Genomic DNA, 16,870 nt, shown 5'->3' with positions numbered 1-16,870 from the left:
GGTTGCGCGGCGCGTTAGCCGAAGCGCAAGCGGTCGATACCGACCAGCCGGTTGAAGATGAAATAGAACACCGCCGTGAATGCGATCAGATAGCACGACAAGGCACCGGCGAGTCCCCAATTGAGCTGATCGTTGGTCTGCGACGCGATCAGCTGGCTGATCATTTCGTCGCCGGCGCCGCCTAGCAGGGCGGGGGTGATGTAATAACCGAGCGCGAGCACGAACACGAGAAAACATCCCGCGCCGACACCCGGCAGCGTTTGCGGAATATACACTCGCACGAAGGCCACAGCCGGATGCGCGCCGAGGGATTTCGCCGCGCGCATGTACACGGGCGGGACACCTTTCATCACCGAAAAGATCGCGAGGATCATGTATGGCAGCAGGATGTGCGTCATGCCGATCAACACACCCGTGCGATTGAAAATCAGCGGCAACGGATGATTGATGAGCCCAAAGCGGAGCAACGCGCCGTTGATCACACCACCTGGTTGCAGCAGCACATACCACGCGGTGGTCCGCACCAGCAGCGAGGTCCAGAACGGTACGATCACGAAGAGAATCAGCCGGTTGCTCTGGTCCTCCGGCAATGTCGCGAGCAGATACGCCACGGGATAACCCAGCACCAGGCACAGCAGCGTGACCGTCGCACTGATCGTGACCGTGCGTCCGAAGGCCGCGCGGAAGATGGCGCTGTCCGCCGCGACGGACGTCACCGAGCCATCGGGCGCGACTTGCGCGTCGACGGCGTTCAGCAAATAGTCGGGCGTGGGCGAGATCGACGCACGCTTGAGGAGCCGCCAGGTTTCCGGTGTGTTCCAGCGTTCATCCAGATCGATCAGGGCGGGCTTCCATTGCGCGGGCGTTTGCGAACGTGTGGCACGCGCCGTCTTGAACAGCAGGCTGCGGAACTCTGGTTGAGAGAAGTTCATGCGTCGCGCGATATTGCCGAGCTGGCCGGATTCGCTGGCGTCCTTCAGGTCGTGCGCGAGTGCGGCAAAGGCCGGTTCGCCGGGTACGCCCGCACCGTCCCATCCGGCCAACGCCGTGCTCAATTGCGGCATGCCGGCGCGCACTTCAGGGTTTCGCACGCTGCGCGCGAGCAGGCTCGCGATCGGCGCGACGAACGTCACCAGCAGAAAGATGAGCAACGGCAAAGCCAGCAGCAACGCGCGCAGCGCGGCCTTGCGGCGCGCGGCGCGAAACGACTCGCGGTTCGCGGCCTGCGGGCCGCGGCCAAAAGGGGCGGTGGATGGCAGCTGCGTGTTCATCGTGCTCGATCTCCCGGGTGACGTTCGTTCGATCTGGCGCTACTGCGCCAGCCAGTTCTGGAACCGCTTGTTGATCGCATCCGCGTTGTCGGCCCAGAACGTCGCGTTGATTTGCAGCGGGCGTTTGAAGTTCTCCGGCGCTGTCGGCAGATCGTTCAGACGCGCCTTGTCGATCAGCGGAATGGCGTCCTTGCGCGGCGGCGCGTACGCGATGTACTTCGACAGGTCCGCATAGGCCTGCGGTGTCGAGGATGCGACGATGAACTTCCGCGCCGCGTCGGCATGCTTCGCGCCGTTGACCACGGCCCACCATTCGTAGTCGTACACCTGTGCATCCCAGACGATCTTGAAGGGCTTCTTGTCCTTGTGCACGGCGTCGTCGATGCGGCCGTTGTACGCCTGCGTCATGACGACCGCGCCGTCGGCGAGCAGTTGCGGCGCCTGCGCACCCGCCTCCCACCAGACGATGCTCGGCTTGATGGTGTCGAGCTTCTTGAACGCGCGATCGACGCCAGCCGGCGTGGAGAGGGTCTTGTACACGTCCTTGGGTGCAACGCCATCGGCGATTAAGGCCCATTCCATCGCGACCTTCGGCGACTTGCGCATGCCGCGCTTGCCCGGGTACTTGTTGAGGTCGAAGAAATCGTTGATGGTGGTCGGCGCAGATTTCAGCTTGCTGGTGTCATACGCATAGACGGTGGACCATACCATCGCCGCGACGGCGCAATCACTGATCGAGCCCGGCAGGAAGTCACTGGTGTTGCCGAGCAACTTCTTGTCGAACTTGGCGATGAGGCCTTCGTCGCACGCGGTGATTGCGTCGTTGGTTTCGAGGTCGATCAGATCCCAGGTCGGGTTCTTCGACTGTTCCATCGCTTGCAGCTTGGCGAGGCCGCCATCGTAGGACTCGGTGGAGAACTGGTCGCCGGTTTTCGCAGTGAACGGTTCGAACCATGCCTTTTTCGCGGCAGCTTCATACGCACCGCCAAAGGTGACGACGGAAATCGTTTCGGCCGCATGAACCGTGGCCGTGGCAAACGCCCCGAGCGCGCACGCCGCGATGGTGGTCCGGAAGGACGAGAGTGTGGTTTTCATTTCTAGTTGGCTCCTGCGATAAGTGGCGAGGCGGACGAGGGAACGGCAACAGTGGAATAGTCGGCGCCGCCGGACGCGGCGGCGGAATGCGGCGCGGGCGCCATGACGGGCAGCACCTTGCAGTCGTCACGGCGCCAGGTCACGGCGGTCTGACGGCCCAGTGCGGGCAGATCATGGTGCTGCGTGTTCGGCAGCTTGACCACCATGCTTTCGCCATGACCGAGCTTCAGATGCACGCGATGATGATCGCCGCAGTAGACGAGTTCCTCGACGAGCGCGTGCACGACGTTCATGTTCTGCCGGGTCGCTTCCTGCACGGCGTCCGGCGTCGCCGCGATGTGCGCGCGCTCGGGACGCAGCGCCAGCACCGCCGTGTCGCCCGACGCGAGCCCCGCGCCTGGGCGTCCGCGCACAGTGCTGCCGTCGGCCAGCTGCATCGCAGCCCATTCCCCGCCGTCGGAATCGACGCGACCGGTCAGTCCATTGTTCTCGCCGACGAAATTGGCAACGAACGCATTCGCTGCGTTTTCGTAGAGTTCGGTCGGTGCGGCGGCCTGCTGGATGCGTCCATCGGAAAACACGGCGACGCGGTCCGACATCGTCAACGCTTCGTTCTGGTCGTGGGTCACGTAGACGATCGTCAGCGACAGTTCGCGATGCAGCCGCATGATTTCGTATTGCATGGTTTCACGCAGGCGTTTGTCGAGCGCGCCAAGCGGCTCGTCCATCAGCACCACGCTCGGCTCGAAAACCAGCGCGCGGGCAAGCGCAACGCGCTGCTGCTGACCACCGGACAGTTGCGACGGACGCCGCCCCGCCAGATGCGATAACTCCACCATGTCCAGCACGCGCGTCACGCGCGTTTTCTGTTCGCTACGGCTTATCTTGCGCACCGACAGCGGAAACGCGACGTTCTCGGCAATCGTCATGTGCGGGAACAGCGCATAGTTCTGAAACACCATGCCGATATCGCGCCGATGCGGCGGCTTGTCGTCCAGACGCTTGCCGCCGAGGCGGATCTCGCCGCGCGTCGGCGCTTCGAATCCCGCGAGCATCATCAGTGTCGTGGTCTTGCCGGAACCGGACGGACCGAGCAGCGAAACGAATTCACCGTGCGCGACATCGAGATCGAGTCCCTCGACGACGCTATGCACGCCGTCGTATGACTTGCTGACGCCGTCGAACGAAATAAATGGTTGGCTTGACATGAGTAACTCGGCAGAGTGTTGGCGGTCCACGTGGGGCGGCGAATCACTTCGCGCCCAGGCGTCCCGCCAGATAGCGGGCGAAGTCGTAATTCGGCCGTTCCAGAGGGCTCAGATGGCCAGGCTTCGCGAGTGGCGCGTGCACGCCGCGAAACACGGCCTCGACGCCGCGCCGGTCCTCGGCGTTGACTTCGTCGAGCAGCGTCTTCAGCGTAGCCATGTAATCGGCGGCCCGCGGATCGTCGACGAAATCCGGTGCGAGGCCGCCGCCGAAGCGGATATGCACGCGGCCGACGCCCCGCGGCTGCAGGATCAGATACCAGAAGTAGCCGGGCGTCAGCGTGATCAGGTGTGTCGGGTAGATCGCCAGCAGCGCGGTGGTACGGCGCCAGTGTCCTTGCAGACGTGTATTGCTGGGATGCGCGTTGCCGATCGGCAGCGACGCTTCCTTGGTGATCCAGTGATAGTTGAACGCGGGCAAGCCCGGCGGACATTCCATTTCTTCGAGCTTCGAGTGCGGCCCGACCGTTGCGCGATGCAGCATCGGCAAGTGGTAGCTCTCCATGAAATTTTCCGCGAGGATCTTCCAGTTGGTGTCCCACACGTGCTCTTCGTGGAAGGTCTCGACGTAGTTGCTCATGCCGTACGGCTCGATCAGCTTCGTCAGCCCGGACAAATGTGATTCCACCGAAGGCGCGTGCGCGTTGAGCGTTACGTAGATCCAGCCTTGCCACGTCTCGCAGCGCACGGCAGGCAGCTTGTATTGTTCCTTGCAAAAGCCCGGCTGCCGATCCATCAACGGCGCGCCCGCGAGCGAACCATCGAGCGTGTAGTTCCATGCGTGATAGGGGCACACGATCCGGCGCACGTTGCCGCGCCCTTCAAGCAATACCGACATCCGGTGCAGGCAAACATTCGAGAATGCGCGCAACGCACCGCTCGCATCGCGCAGCACGAACACCGGCTGGTCGTCGATTTGCGCGGTCAGATAGTCGCCGCACTGTGCGAGCGCGCTCGCGCGGCCCACGCACAACCACTCGTGGCGAAACACGTCGCGCCGTTCGAGCGCGAGAAACGCCTCCGACGTGTAGACGGCCGGCGGCATGGCGTGTGCATCCCCGAACGGACGCTCGCAGTTCTCGCGCAGGGCGCGAACGATGTCGAGCTCAGTGTCCGTCGACTGAAGAATGGCTGACATAGGGGGCCCCCCATCAGTGTGTGCATCCGATGAGCACCAATCTAACAATCCAAATTGCTAGGTAAAATATTGTTTTTGCATGCAGTGCATAGCTCAAGCCTATGCCGAGAGGCTTTCGGGACCGCTAACCGATATGGAGGCGCCGAATATACGTTTCACAGAATGCCGAGAAGCGCTTCACAACCTCGCGCGGCTTGACGGCGCCCGATAGTGCGATGCCAAGCGTCGTCGCATTGACGCTTTCCTTGAAATGTTTAATCACGAAGTCTTCGCCGTCCACTGTTCGGGTCGACTTCAGCGGGAAGTTGAGTATGCTGTAACCCAAGCCGTTGGCAACCATGCCACGCACCACTTCAGGCTGTGACGACCGGAAAGCCGCGGTAGGGCGGCTGCCGACTGCGTCGAACAGCGCGGAGAAGTACTCGCGGCTATGCGGCAGGTCCAGCATCACATAGGGCTCGGGCAGCAGATCGGCCAGCGACACTTTGCGGGCCCGTGCAAGCCTGTGTGTTTTAGGCAGGATGACATACGGTGGCAGCGAAAGCAGCGGGGTAAACGCGATTCCATCGGCGATATCGAGGCTGTAGGTCAGCGCGATATCGAGCGAGCCGTCGCGCAGGCCGCTCAAAAGCGTGTCCTGATGCGCTTCCGTCGTACGGAAGGTGACCGCCGGATAGTCCCGCACGAAGCGGCTGATGATGCCTGGCATCAGCGGCGGGGCCAGCGACACCATACAGCCCAGCGAGATGGAGCCCGACATGCCGCCGTCGATTTCCTTCGCGGTCAGCTGCAATTCTTCGGCGTTCTGAAGCAGATTGCGAGCGTGGCCGAGCAGATCGCGGCCCGGTTGCGTGAGCGACAGCCCGCTGGCGTGATGGCGGATGAACAGTTGGACGCCGAACGATTCCTCCAGATCCGCGAGCGACGTCGAGATAGACGGCTGCGAAATGTGCAGACGCCTTGCCGCGGCGGTGAACGAAAGCGTCTCGGCCGTGACGACAAAATACCTGAGCTGACGCAACGAGTAGCGTATCGAGTTGCCGTCCATCAGTTGCTCCGTGTTCGGTCGAACCGATTGTCGCTCGCCAATTGTCGATTGCATAGCGAAAAACGATGCAAAGCATTTTTAAAATATAGTTTTTGTTGCCCGCCGCGCGGCGTACATTCTGTCCGACCGAAGAGAGAGAGTGACCTGAATCCAGAGCGCTTTTCAGAAGGAGAAGGCCATGTCGGCTGAAAAATTGTCGATCGACACGCTGGTCATAGGCGCGGGTCAGGCTGGCGTGGCAATGAGCGAACACCTGAGCAAACTCGGCGTACCCCATCTCGTGCTGGAGCGCGACCGCATTGCCGAACGCTGGCGTACCTGCCGCTGGGATTCACTGGTCGCCAATGGTCCCGCCTGGCACGACCGCTTCCCTAATATGGAGTTCGAAGGACTCGATCCTGATGGGTTCGCCGCCAAGGATCAGGTCGCCGATTACTTCGAGGCGTATGCGCGCAAGTTCGATGCGCCGATCCGCACGGGCGTCGAAGTCACGAGCGTCGAGCGTCTGAAGGGCCGGGCAGGATTTACGGTCGCAACGTCCGATGGCACGATCGAAGCCCGTCGTGTGGTCGTTGCGACGGGGCCGTTCCAGCGGCCCGTCATTCCCCCCATCGCGCCACAGGGCGTCGAGCTCATGCAGCTTCATTCGGCCCACTATCGGAACCCGGCGCAGCTGCCCGAAGGGGCGGTGCTCGTGGTTGGCGCGGGTTCGTCCGGCGTGCAGATCGCGGACGAACTGCAACGCGCGGGCCGCAAGGTTTATCTGTCCGTCGGTGCGCATGACCGTCCGCCGCGCGCCTATCGCGGTCGCGATTTCTGCTGGTGGCTGGGTGTACTCGGCGAATGGGACAAGGAAGTCGCCGTGCCGGGACGCGAGCATGTGACCATTGCCGTCAGCGGCGCGTACGGCGGCCAGACCATCGATTTTCGCAGGCTCGCTGATCAGGGCATGACGCTGGTCGGCACGACGAAATCGTTCGCGAATGGCGTTGCGACCTTCGAACAGGACCTCGCCGCCAATCTGAAGCGTGGCGACGAAAACCTGATGTCGCTACTGGACGCGGCCGACGACTACGTCGAGCGCAACGGCGTGGACCTGCCGGAAGACCCCGACGCACGCCTGATTCCACCCGACCCGGAGTGCGTGACGCATCCGCTCCCGGAACTGGATCTGAAGAAGGCGGGTGTGAGCACGATCATTTGGGCCACCGGCTATGCCGTCGATTTCAGCTGGCTGCACGTGAACGCATTCGACGATAAGGGCAAGCCGCAGCATCAGCGCGGTGTATCGAAGGAACCCGGCGTGTATTTCCTCGGCTTGCCGTGGTTGTCGCGGCGCGCGTCGTCGTTTATCTGGGGCGTCTGGCACGACGCAAAGCACATCGCCGATCACATCGTCACGCAGCGCAAATACCTCGCGTATCGCGACGCGTTGCAGCGTCGGCAGGACGCGCGCGGCGTGCACGGCGCGAATCCAACCGACACCGCGTGCGACGAATCGCACGCGCCGAAGACCAAAGAAGTGGGAGTGAACTGATGCCTACGCATACCCGCATCCGCATGTTCAATACGAAGGATACGTACCCGAACCAGTCGCTCGATAACGATCTTTGCCAGGCGGTTCGCGCGGGCAATACGGTCTATGTGCGCGGCCAGGTCGGTACGGATTTCGACGGCAACCTGGTCGGTCTCGGCGATCCGGGCGCGCAGGCCGAGCAGGCGATGAAGAACGTCAAGCAACTTCTCGAGGAAGCCGGCAGCGACTTGTCGCATATCGTCAAGACGACGACTTACATCACTGATCCTCGTTATCGCGAGCCGGTGTACCAGGAAGTCGGCAAGTGGCTGAAGGGCGTGTATCCGATTTCGACGGGGCTGTGCGTCAGCGCGCTCGGCCAGCCGCAATGGCTGATGGAAATCGACGTGATCGCCGTGATTCCGGACAACTGGAAGCCATCTCAGGCGTGAGGAGCTACCCATGACATTCTCGATCGTCGGACGTTGTGGCAAGACCGGTCAGCTCGGTATCGCGATCAGTTCGTCGAGCATTGCGGTGGGTGCGAGGTGTCCGTGGGCGCGCGCGGGCGTCGGTGCGGTGGCGACGCAGAACGTGACGCTGCCCGCGCTCGGGCCGCAGATTCTCGATCTGCTGGAAAGCGGGCGTATCGCGGCGGATACGGCGCTCGAACGGGCGCTAGGCGCGAGCGAATGGAGCGATTACCGGCAGGTGACGGTGGTCGACAGTGAGGGGCGAACCGCGATGTTCACCGGCAAGGAAGCACTCGGCGTGCATCACGCCGTCGCGGGAAATCAGTGTGTGGCAGCGGGCAATCTGCTCGCCGGCAAGCCGGTGATCGACGCGATGGTGAAAGCGTTCGAGAGCGCACAAGGCGCGCTCGCCGATCGCCTGCTGCACGCGATGCATGCGGCCGTCGAAGCTGGCGGAGAAGCAGGGCCCGTGCATTCGGCGGCTCTGAAGATCGTCGATACACACGTCTGGCCGAGCGTCGATCTGCGTGTCGATTGGGCCGACGACGATCCGATCGGCAAGCTTGCCGCGCTTTGGCAAGCGTATCGGCCGCAGATGCGGGACTACATCGCACGCGCGTTGAATCCAACCGCGGCGCCGAGCTACGGAGTGCCCGGCGATGAGTGAGTTGTCGAGCCGTGCGCTGCTCGAACGGCTGATCGGTTTTGCGACTGTCAGCCGCGACTCCAATCTGGAACTGATCGGCTTCGTGCAGCAATACCTCGCGGATCCAGGTGTGGACAGCGAGCTGTTCCATAACGCCGAGCGTACCAAGACGAACCTGTTCGCCACGATCGGTCCGCGAGAGCGTGGTGGCATCGTGCTGTCCGGGCATACCGATGGTGTGACGCGATGTTCGCTCGCCTCGCTGAACGTCTCAAAAGCGTGAGGTAGCCCGCGCGTCTGCGGTGCAAATCGGGCGTGAGGGGTTCATCAGGACACGCGCTCCGCCACTTCGAGCACGAAGTGCGCGACCACGACCACACCGGTGATCAGGGTCGCGAGCCAGCAGAGCGCGCGTAACGACCAGTGCGCGACGATTTCGCCGACCGCTTCTCGTTTCGCACTCAGCAGCACCAGAAGCACCAGCACGGGCGTAATCGTCATACCGTTGACGATGGCGCTCCAGTACAGCGCCTTGACAGGGTCGACGTGCCATAGGCCGAGCGCAACGCCAAGCAGCGTCCCGAGCCCCGCGAGCGCAACGAGCAGAACAGCAATGCGCCGATCACGCCGTTGGCCGTGGGGCCAGTCGAACGAACTCGCGACCGCTTGCGCAGCGGAACCCCCAAGCGAAGGCAGGGCGAGCAGCGCTGAGCCGATCAGTGCAAGCCCCAGCAGTGTGCCGGCGTAGCCATCCACTAGCGGTTCGAGCACCCTGGAAAGCTCCATGGGCTCGCCGGGCCGCGTCTGTGCACCATGCAGCGTCGCCGCAGCCGCAATCATGATGCACAATGCGGCCACGCTCGATAGCGCGGTGCGCGTCAAGGTCTGCATGCGCGCCCGGCGAAGCTGCTCTGACGAACGTCGATCGCCTCGCGCCGCGTGCTGTTCGTGCTGTCGATGTTCTTCCTGTGCTTCCTGCTCGGCCTGCGAAAAAAGCAGATAGGGACTCATCGTCGTACCGAGCACGGCCATCAGCATCGTGACGAAATCTTCTTTCCACTCGACATGCGGCACGAGCGAGCGCAGCACGACCGTGTGCCACGGCACATCGACGATCAGCAGCACGCCGGCATACGCGAGCATCGGCAGCATCAACCATTTGAGCACCTGCGCATAGCGCGCATAGGGAATGAACCACTGCAACGCAATCGAGGTGCAACCGCATGCGAGGGCAAGCAACCAAAGCGGCCCATGAGTGAAGCGTTGCACGACCGCGGCCATCGCCATCACATTGACGGCGATATTCAGCGTATTCGCAATCACGAACCGCGCCACCGCCAAATAGAAGAACACCGGCGAATAGTGCGCGCGCATGTTCGCGGTCAGGCCATGTCCAGTGACGGCGGCGACACGCGTCGAGACCAGCTGCAACGCGACCATCGACGGATACGACAGCACGCAGGTCCACAGCAGGTCGTAGCCGTACCACGCGCCCGCGAGTGAATATGTGGCGATACCGCTGGGATCGTTATCGCAGCCGAGACTTGCCAGCCCCGGCCGCAGCTCGGCGGCCCACGAGCGGGCGGGCTGCGACGAGGCAGCGTGCGTATTACCTTGTGCGGCGCGGGGCGCGGTGCCCCTGTCGGGGGAAGAGTGCATTCGCCTGACCGTCGGGAAACCAGGGATGCTGTAGCGCTCGCACGAAACGTTCCTTCGTCGACTCGTTTCGCGGCTTACATATACAGCGGATGTGACGCTATCGGGGGCGACTATCAGGACTCCCTCAGGCTGACGATACAATGTCACATCTTCAACCCGCGCCGACCAGCGCGAAACGCTCGTCGACCGCGGCGAGCGAACGACCAGTCTCCGCGATAGCTCCCCGCAAGTGAGGTCTCAATGCCCAGGCGTCTTTTCCGCGCTGCGGCAATCGAAACGGATTCAAAGCGGTGAATGACACACTCGGCCATACTGCACCGCAGCTGACTCGCTGCGTTTGCCTGAATTCCCGACCTGCTTCGGCAGGGATGCCGGATGTGCCGGACAAAGTGAGAGTAGCGACGAGCCGCTGAAGAAAATCGCTGGAAAGGAGAAATCTTGAAAAAGACAGGATTCACGGTTCTGATCATGACGCCTTGCACGGGCGCGCACGCATCGGACTACGCTGAGCTCTGGAATCCACCAGAGGCACGCGCGAACATGCTTCGAGTGACGACTCGCGCCGCATCCATCAGGGTCGTGCGCTAATGGAAACGATCGACTACGACGGGTACACGTTGTGGGGGCATGCCATCCTTCAGCAGGAAGGCGAAGGCATCCTGCAACCGGAGCGCTATGCGGCGAGCGGAACCATTACGCGAGGCGGAAAGCTGATCGAAGCATCAGGCATTCTGGGACTATTCGATAGCGAGGAGGAAGCCCACCATGCAGGCCTGGATTGGGCGCGCGCGTGGGTGGATGCTCATGGATGAGCTTGCGCTTGGCAGGGTAGTCGAGAGGCTCGGAGCCGTTGCCGTTGGTGGGCCGGGAGGACGCGCCAGCGGATCGACTCAAACCTACGCTTCCCGCTTGCTGCGCCCATACAGCAGCAACATTGCCGCTATCACCGCGCCGTAAATGATCTGACGTCCCGCCTCGGGCATCTGCGCGACTGAAAGGATCGACTGCAGCAGCGTGATGAGGATCGCGCCAGCCACGGTGCCGAGGTATGAACCTCGTCCACCCAGAATCGATGTGCCGCCGAGCACGACTGCCGCGATCGCCGGCAACAGGTAGGCATCGCCCATCGACTGCGCTGCCTTCGACGCATAACCGGCGAGCAATACGCCGCCGAACGCCGCGAAGGCGCTGCACACGGCGAATGCGGCCACGGTCACGAGCCGCGTATTGATGCCGGACAGATACGCCGCGCGTTCGGTATTGCCGATCGCGTACAACGTGCGGCCGAAGGTCGTACGCGACAACAGGAACACCGTGGCGCCGCCGATCACGAGCCATAGCGCGACGGCATTCGGCACGCCCGGTACGAGCCAGCCCGCCGCGAGCCATCGCATCACCTGTGGCGCGGAATCCTGCGGCGACGATCCGCCCGTATAGACGATCATGATGCCCTGTGCGACCGCATTGGTCGCGAGCGTGGCGATCATCGACGGAATGCGCAGCAGCGCAACGAGGATGCCGTTGACGACGCCGATCAGCACGCCGCAACCAATCCCAACCGGTATCGCGAGGATCCGTCCGAGTTCGCCGTGCCCCGCTACCGCGCACGCCATCATTGCGCCGACGGTGATGGTCCACGGCAGCGACAGGTCGATGTGGCCGAGCAGGATCACCATCATCAGGCCGGTCGCGATGATGCCGAGGAACGCGCCGACCTTCAGTTGCAGTAGGATGTACTCCGGCGACGTGAAGTTGCGCGAATACATCCCGCCGACGAGCAGCAGCGCGACGATGCACGCGAACGCGATCACGATCGGTTTGTCGATTCTGCGCGCGAGCCTCGACACGAACGTGGTCCGGCTGGTCGCTGAAACGTGGCTCATTGAAACCACTCCAGACGGTTGCGTACCCTGAACAGCCCGCATGCGCCGATCGCGACAGCGAGCAGAAGAATCACACCCTGGAATAGCGGCTGCCACAGCGCATCGACGTTGAACACGAACAGCAGGTCGCCGATCGAGCGGAACGCGAATGCGCCGAAGATCGCGCCAATCGCGCTGCCCTTGCCGCCGAGCAGCGACACGCCGCCTATCACCACCGCGGCGATCGAAAACAGCGTGTACGAGTTGGCGCTGCCGAGGCTCGCTTCGCCGGTGTCGGTGAAGAACGTCAGGAATAGGCCGCCGATCGCAGTGAGCAGTCCGGCCAGCGTATAGCTGGCGAACTTCGCGCGGCGGATCGGCATGCCGGACAGAAAGGCCGCGGGTTCGGACGAGCCGGTCGCGTACGCCGCGCGCCCGACCGCCGAGCGTTTGAAAGGAATCCAGACGATCAGCGTCGCCGCGAGCAGAATCAGCAAGCTCGCCGGCAGGACGCCGGCGACCTTGCCGGTCAGTGCGTCGGCGAGGTCCTCGTTGATCGAGCCGCCGGGCACGGGGCGCAGCAGCAGCGCCAGGCCGTAGTAGACGGCGCCCGTCGCGATCGTCGTCACGATCGGCTGCAGCCGGCCGAAAATGATGATCACGGCATTCAGCGCGCCGCACAGCGCGCCCGCCGCGAGCACGCCGGCGATGCCGAGCGCGCTGTGCAGCGTGCCGCCCGTGACGATCCACGAGCCGATGCAATTCGTCAGCACCAGTGTCATGCCGATCGACAGGTCGATGCCGGCCGTCAGCACGACGAGCGCTTGGCCCATCGAGACGAGCGCGAGCAGCACCGCCTTGTTCGCTGCCGTCTGAAACACGTTGGCCGACAACGCCGACGGATAGTTGACCAGGTAGATCGCGAACATCAGCACGAACAGGCCGAACGCGAACGCGGCCCCGCGATTCTCCGCATACCAGTAACGCAGCCCGCTCATAGCGCGACTCCCGTGGAAGGCGAAATCTGTCCGACGGGCAGGTCCAGTGCGCTGGCAATCAGGTTCTGCTCGGTGATCGCCGAGCCGACGAGTTCCTTCTTGATCCTGCCTTCGTACAGCACGAGCACGCGGTCACAGCAGCCGATCAGCTCGTCGTAGTCGGTCGAATAGAACACGATCGCGGCGCCTTCGTCGGCGAGGCGCCTGAGCAACTGATAGAGCTCCTGCTTGGTGCCGACGTCGATACCGCGCGTCGGGTCGCTGAGCAGCAGGATCCTCGGCTGCCGGATCAGCCACTTCGCGATGACCACCTTCTGCTGGTTGCCGCCCGACAGCGAATTCACGGGCGCGTCGACGCCGAACGACTTGATCGCAAGCAGCTCCATCATCCGGTCGACGAGCGACTGCTGGCGGTCGCGATCGATTACGCCGGCGGTGGACATGCGATCGAGCGCGGCAAACGACAGGTTCTCGCGTACCGACATCGGCAGCATCAGGCCTTCGGTCTTGCGGTCCTCCGGTATCAGCGCCATACCGATGCCGTTGGCGCGCGCGGCCAACGGACTGCCGATCGACACGGCTTTGCCGTCGATCTCGATCTTGCCGGCGCACCCGCGCAACACGCCGAACAGCGCCAGCAGCAGTTCGCGCTGGCCTTGTCCGTCGAGGCCGCCCAGTCCGAGGATTTCGCCGGGCTGCAATGAAAAGCTGATGCCTTGCAGCGTGTCGTTCCACGCGAGATCACGGCAGGCGAGAACCGGAGCGGCACTGCGGTCGCCGGCGGGTTTGGCCGGAAACGCATGCTGGTACTTGCGGCCGATCATCATTTCGACGACCTCGTTGTCGGAGCGCGTGCCCGCCTCGAAGCTCATCACATGACGACCGTTCCGGTAGACCGTGCATTCGTCCGCGAGCGCCTTCACCTCGTGCATCCGGTGCGAGATGAACAGCAGCGCGAGCCCCTCTTCGCGCAGGCGCTTGAGCACCTCGATCACGCGCGCGACGTCGGCCGCGGTCAGCGCCGAGGTGGCTTCGTCGAGGATCAGAATGCGCGGCGCGTGTGCCAGCCCCTTCGCGAGTTCGACCATCTGCTGGCGCGACAGCGGCAGGTCACGGACCTTCGCAAGCGGATTGATGTCGGCGGCGCCCGCCCGGGCGAGCGCCTCCTCGGCCTGGCGGCGCTGGGCCCGGCGGTCGATCATGCCGAAACGTCGCGGCGGGTGCGAAGCGAAGATGTTGTCCGCCACGCTCAAGTCGGGGATCAGCGACAGTTCCTGATAGACGCAGACGATGCCGGCCGCGTTCGCCTCGGCCGGCGACGCGAACGAGACCTGCCGGCCATCGAAGTGCATCGTGCCCTCGTCCGGCTGTACGACGCCGGACATCACCTTCAGCAACGTGGACTTGCCCGCGCCGTTCTCGCCGAGGATCGCGTGAATGCGGCCCCTGCGCACCGTGAGCTCAGCGTGATCCAGCGCGACGGCGCCGCCGTAGCTTTTCGACACGCCAGACATCTGAAAGAACGGCTGCTCTGCATCCTGCAGCATGCTTCGTCTCCGGTCACATCCCGGCCATCATCCGATCACTGGTTGCCCTGGCTCTGCTTCATGATTTCCTGCGCAGAGAAATTGATGCCGCAAGTCGGAAACGAGTTGCCGACGAAAAAGTTGTCGGAGTCGTTCGGGAAATAGTTGACTCCCGCCTTCAGCTTCGAATCGTCGGTGACGTCGAGCGGCAGCTTGATCGAGACCGGGATCGTCTGGCCGTCCAGCGCGGCGAGCGCCGTCTTGATCGCCACGGCCACCTGCGCGGGACCGGTGCCTGCCGACGTACACTTCAGGCCCTGGCTCCCATACTGCGCGCAGAACTTGCGAAAGCCGTTCTCCGTCTCGCCGCCGAAAGGCACGAACGGATGTTTCGCATCGATCATCGCGCGCACGACTCCCGTGTCGCCGCCTTGCGCCGAAATTCCATCGAAATGGCCCTGCACGGCAATCGCGTCGGCGGTGGCCTTTTGCGCGACCCCGTCGTCCCACTTGCCGTAGACCTGGACGACGTTCCACTTCTTGCCGGTGTCGTCCAAGGTTTTCAGGAAACCATTGTGCCGGTCCGTGTCGACCGACGTGCCCGCCACCCCGCGAACCTCGAGCACCTTGCCTCCGTTCGACAGATGGCTCGCGAGCCACTTGGCCCACAGCACGCCGAGCCCGTACTGGTCGACGTTGACGTTGATCGCGTCTTCGCTGTCGAGGATGTTGTCGAACGCGATCAGCACGACGCCGGCCTTCTTCGCGCGGCGGATCGCGGGGCCGAATGAGGCGGGATTTTGCGCGTCCACGATGACCGCGTCATAGCCGGCATCGATGAAGTTGTTGACGGCCGAGATTTGCGCCGGCACATCCTCGCCGGTCGAGACGACCTTGAATTCCTTGAGCTTGGCGGCGACGGCCGGCTGCGCCGTATAGGCCTTGGCTGTCTTGATCATCTGGATACGCCAGGTGTTCGCGATATAGCCGTTCACGAGTGCGATCCGGTAGGGCCCGTTCTTCTTCGGATACTTGATGAACTTCGTGTCGCTCTTCCAGGGGACCATGCAGGTTGGATCGCTGGACGGTCCTGAAACGAACGATGCCTGCGCGAAAGCCGCGCTTGCACACAGCGTGAATGCCGCGGTCGCCGCCGCTCGAAGCACCTGGATTCCTGAAAGCATGTCGTCTCCCTTTTGTTGGATTGAACTTGCCGATTGCCGGCGAACATGGCGGTCATGGATCGCCGCCGAATTCTGTGCGTGAAGCAGGGAATCTTGCGGAATGTGCTGCAGCGGGGGCTGACTCGGACTCGCCGAAGCAGCGCTATGACCTCTTCAACGGCGCCGCCTCGAAGCAAAACGAAGGGCCGGCGCGAACGCAGTCACGTCTGACAGTACTGGCATACCAATCCGCGCGCGATAGTGGTTTACCACGGCGTCGCGGGAAGATTCGAGTAGTCTGAAACTCCTGCTGTAACGGTTCGATGGGCGGCAAACGCGGCGTCAGGCCGATGCAGGCTGACGCCGGCAATTGGTGTACCATTTTGGCGAACTCGAGCCAATCCTTGGGCGGCTTCGAAGCTTTCGGGAATCCTGAATGGCCGATCTTTCGCACACGCCAACCGGCCGCGCCGCCGATGAGGACGCGACCGACCGTTCCTATGTCGGGCTCGCGAAGCAGATCTACGATCTGATCGTCGCCGGCGACGTCGGGCCGCGTGCGCGCCTGCCTTCCGAGCGTACGCTGGCCGAGCGTTTTGGCGTGAGCCGCACGCAGGTGAGGGAAGCGATCATCGCGCTGGAAGTGCAGGGCGTGGTCGAGGTCCGTGTCGGCTCGGGCATCTATGTGGCAGAAGCGCCGCAGGCGCGCTCCGCCATGTTTAAACTGCCGCGCGGACTGGGCCCGATCGAGACGCTGCGCGCGCGGGCGGTCATCGAAAGCGGGATCGCGGCCTTAGCCGCTACCGAGCGCAAAGATTCAGACCTCGACCGGCTCTTCGCCGCGTTGCGCGCGATGCGCGAAAACATGGACGACAAGGCTGCGAACGAGGCCGCCGACCGTGATTTCCATCTGGCGATCGCGCGGGCGACGGGAAACGAAATGCTCCGGCTCGTGGTGACAGCGATGTGGGACAACTCCCGTGCCGACCCGTTGTGGAAAAAGATCGAGGAGCACTTTCATACTCCCGCATTGCGGGCGGCTTCACAGGATGACCATCAGCGTATCTTTGCGGCCATCATGGCGCGAGATGCGACCGCCGCGCGCACGGCGATGCAGGCGCATCTGGCGCGCGTGGTCGGCGAGTTCACACGAGCCTGGCGTTAGCCAGACCATGTTCTGCGGTGCGCGCCGCAAGCTGCAACGGCACTG

Annotated in this window: 15 protein-coding genes and 1 pseudogene; 6 read left to right on the top strand and 10 right to left on the bottom strand. The window is 63.3% G+C overall.

Annotation, left to right across the window (positions count from 1 at the left end):
- Positions 1-14: 14 nt before the first annotated feature.
- The 5 genes from HDG34_RS36955 to HDG34_RS36935 all read right to left on the bottom strand — a co-directional run bounded on the left by HDG34_RS36955 (position 15) and on the right by HDG34_RS36935 (position 5,817).
- Positions 15-1,271, bottom strand: a complete 1,257-nt coding sequence (locus HDG34_RS36955; RefSeq protein WP_184068497.1) for an ABC transporter permease — start codon at positions 1,269-1,271, stop codon at positions 15-17.
- Positions 1,272-1,310: 39 nt separating this feature from the next.
- On the bottom strand, positions 1,311-2,366 hold the full coding sequence (locus HDG34_RS36950) for an ABC transporter substrate-binding protein (RefSeq protein WP_184068494.1): 1,056 nt from the start codon (positions 2,364-2,366) through the stop codon (positions 1,311-1,313).
- 2 nt (positions 2,367-2,368) lie between these two features.
- Positions 2,369-3,574, bottom strand: a complete 1,206-nt coding sequence (locus tag HDG34_RS36945) for an ABC transporter ATP-binding protein (RefSeq protein ID WP_090810995.1) — start codon at positions 3,572-3,574, stop codon at positions 2,369-2,371.
- A 43-nt stretch (positions 3,575-3,617) separates the two neighbouring features.
- On the bottom strand, positions 3,618-4,769 hold the full coding sequence (locus tag HDG34_RS36940; protein WP_184068491.1) for an SRPBCC family protein: 1,152 nt from the start codon (positions 4,767-4,769) through the stop codon (positions 3,618-3,620).
- Between the two features lie 124 nt (positions 4,770-4,893).
- The gene (locus tag HDG34_RS36935; protein ID WP_184068488.1) at positions 4,894-5,817 is read right to left on the bottom strand and encodes a LysR family transcriptional regulator; all 924 of its coding nucleotides are present in this window, start codon (positions 5,815-5,817) and stop codon (positions 4,894-4,896) included.
- Between the two features lie 178 nt (positions 5,818-5,995).
- Between HDG34_RS36935 and HDG34_RS36930 the strand changes: the two genes are divergently transcribed.
- The 4 genes and pseudogenes from HDG34_RS36930 to HDG34_RS36915 form a co-directional block, all read left to right on the top strand.
- On the top strand, positions 5,996-7,354 hold the full coding sequence (locus HDG34_RS36930) for an NAD(P)/FAD-dependent oxidoreductase (protein WP_184068485.1): 1,359 nt from the start codon (positions 5,996-5,998) through the stop codon (positions 7,352-7,354).
- Complete coding sequence (locus HDG34_RS36925; RefSeq protein WP_184068482.1) at positions 7,354-7,785, top strand: RidA family protein; 432 nt, start codon at positions 7,354-7,356, stop codon at positions 7,783-7,785. The genes HDG34_RS36930 and HDG34_RS36925 overlap by 1 nt, the downstream gene beginning before the upstream one ends.
- Positions 7,786-7,795: 10 nt before the next feature.
- Positions 7,796-8,473 carry a DUF1028 domain-containing protein gene (locus tag HDG34_RS36920; protein WP_184068479.1) on the top strand — a complete coding sequence of 226 codons (678 nt, stop codon included), beginning with the start codon at positions 7,796-7,798 and terminating at the stop codon, positions 8,471-8,473.
- Positions 8,466-8,693, top strand: a pseudogene (locus HDG34_RS36915) (acetylornithine deacetylase); the annotation flags it as partial. The gene HDG34_RS36920 and the pseudogene HDG34_RS36915, both read left to right, overlap by 8 nt.
- 86 nt (positions 8,694-8,779) lie before the next feature.
- Here HDG34_RS36915 and HDG34_RS36910 read toward each other — a convergent pair.
- Positions 8,780-10,111 carry an NRAMP family divalent metal transporter gene (locus HDG34_RS36910; RefSeq protein WP_184068476.1) on the bottom strand — a complete coding sequence of 444 codons (1,332 nt, stop codon included), beginning with the start codon at positions 10,109-10,111 and terminating at the stop codon, positions 8,780-8,782.
- Between the two features lie 587 nt (positions 10,112-10,698).
- Between HDG34_RS36910 and HDG34_RS36905 the strand changes: the two genes are divergently transcribed.
- The gene (locus HDG34_RS36905; protein WP_018422453.1) at positions 10,699-10,923 is read left to right on the top strand and encodes a hypothetical protein; all 225 of its coding nucleotides are present in this window, start codon (positions 10,699-10,701) and stop codon (positions 10,921-10,923) included.
- Positions 10,924-11,007: 84 nt separating this feature from the next.
- Here HDG34_RS36905 and HDG34_RS36900 read toward each other — a convergent pair whose 3' ends face one another.
- The 4 genes from HDG34_RS36900 to HDG34_RS36885 are packed head-to-tail and all read right to left on the bottom strand — an operon-like array spanning position 11,008 to position 15,681.
- Positions 11,008-11,994 (bottom strand): ABC transporter permease, encoded by a 987-nt coding sequence (locus HDG34_RS36900; protein ID WP_184068473.1) that lies wholly within the window; start codon positions 11,992-11,994, stop codon positions 11,008-11,010.
- Entirely contained in the window at positions 11,991-12,971 is a 981-nt protein-coding gene (locus tag HDG34_RS36895) for an ABC transporter permease (protein ID WP_184068471.1), read from the bottom strand. The genes HDG34_RS36900 and HDG34_RS36895 overlap by 4 nt, the downstream gene beginning before the upstream one ends.
- Complete coding sequence (locus tag HDG34_RS36890) at positions 12,968-14,518, bottom strand: sugar ABC transporter ATP-binding protein (protein WP_184068468.1); 1,551 nt, start codon at positions 14,516-14,518, stop codon at positions 12,968-12,970. The genes HDG34_RS36895 and HDG34_RS36890 overlap by 4 nt, the downstream gene beginning before the upstream one ends.
- 35 nt (positions 14,519-14,553) lie before the next feature.
- Complete coding sequence (locus tag HDG34_RS36885; protein WP_184024175.1) at positions 14,554-15,681, bottom strand: sugar ABC transporter substrate-binding protein; 1,128 nt, start codon at positions 15,679-15,681, stop codon at positions 14,554-14,556.
- A 415-nt stretch (positions 15,682-16,096) separates the two neighbouring features.
- On the opposite strand from HDG34_RS36885, the gene HDG34_RS36880 reads away from it, so the two are divergent.
- A complete protein-coding gene (locus HDG34_RS36880; protein WP_184068465.1) occupies positions 16,097-16,825 on the top strand; it encodes a FadR/GntR family transcriptional regulator in 729 nt (242 codons plus the stop codon).
- The last annotated feature ends 45 nt before the right edge of the window (positions 16,826-16,870 follow it).

It is taken from the genome of Paraburkholderia sp. HC6.4b (assembly GCF_014200875.1).
GTDB classification, from domain to species: Bacteria; Pseudomonadota; Gammaproteobacteria; order Burkholderiales; family Burkholderiaceae; genus Paraburkholderia; species Paraburkholderia tuberum.
Note: the sequence above shows the minus strand (reverse complement) of the source record. Positions and strands in the feature narration are given on the sequence as shown.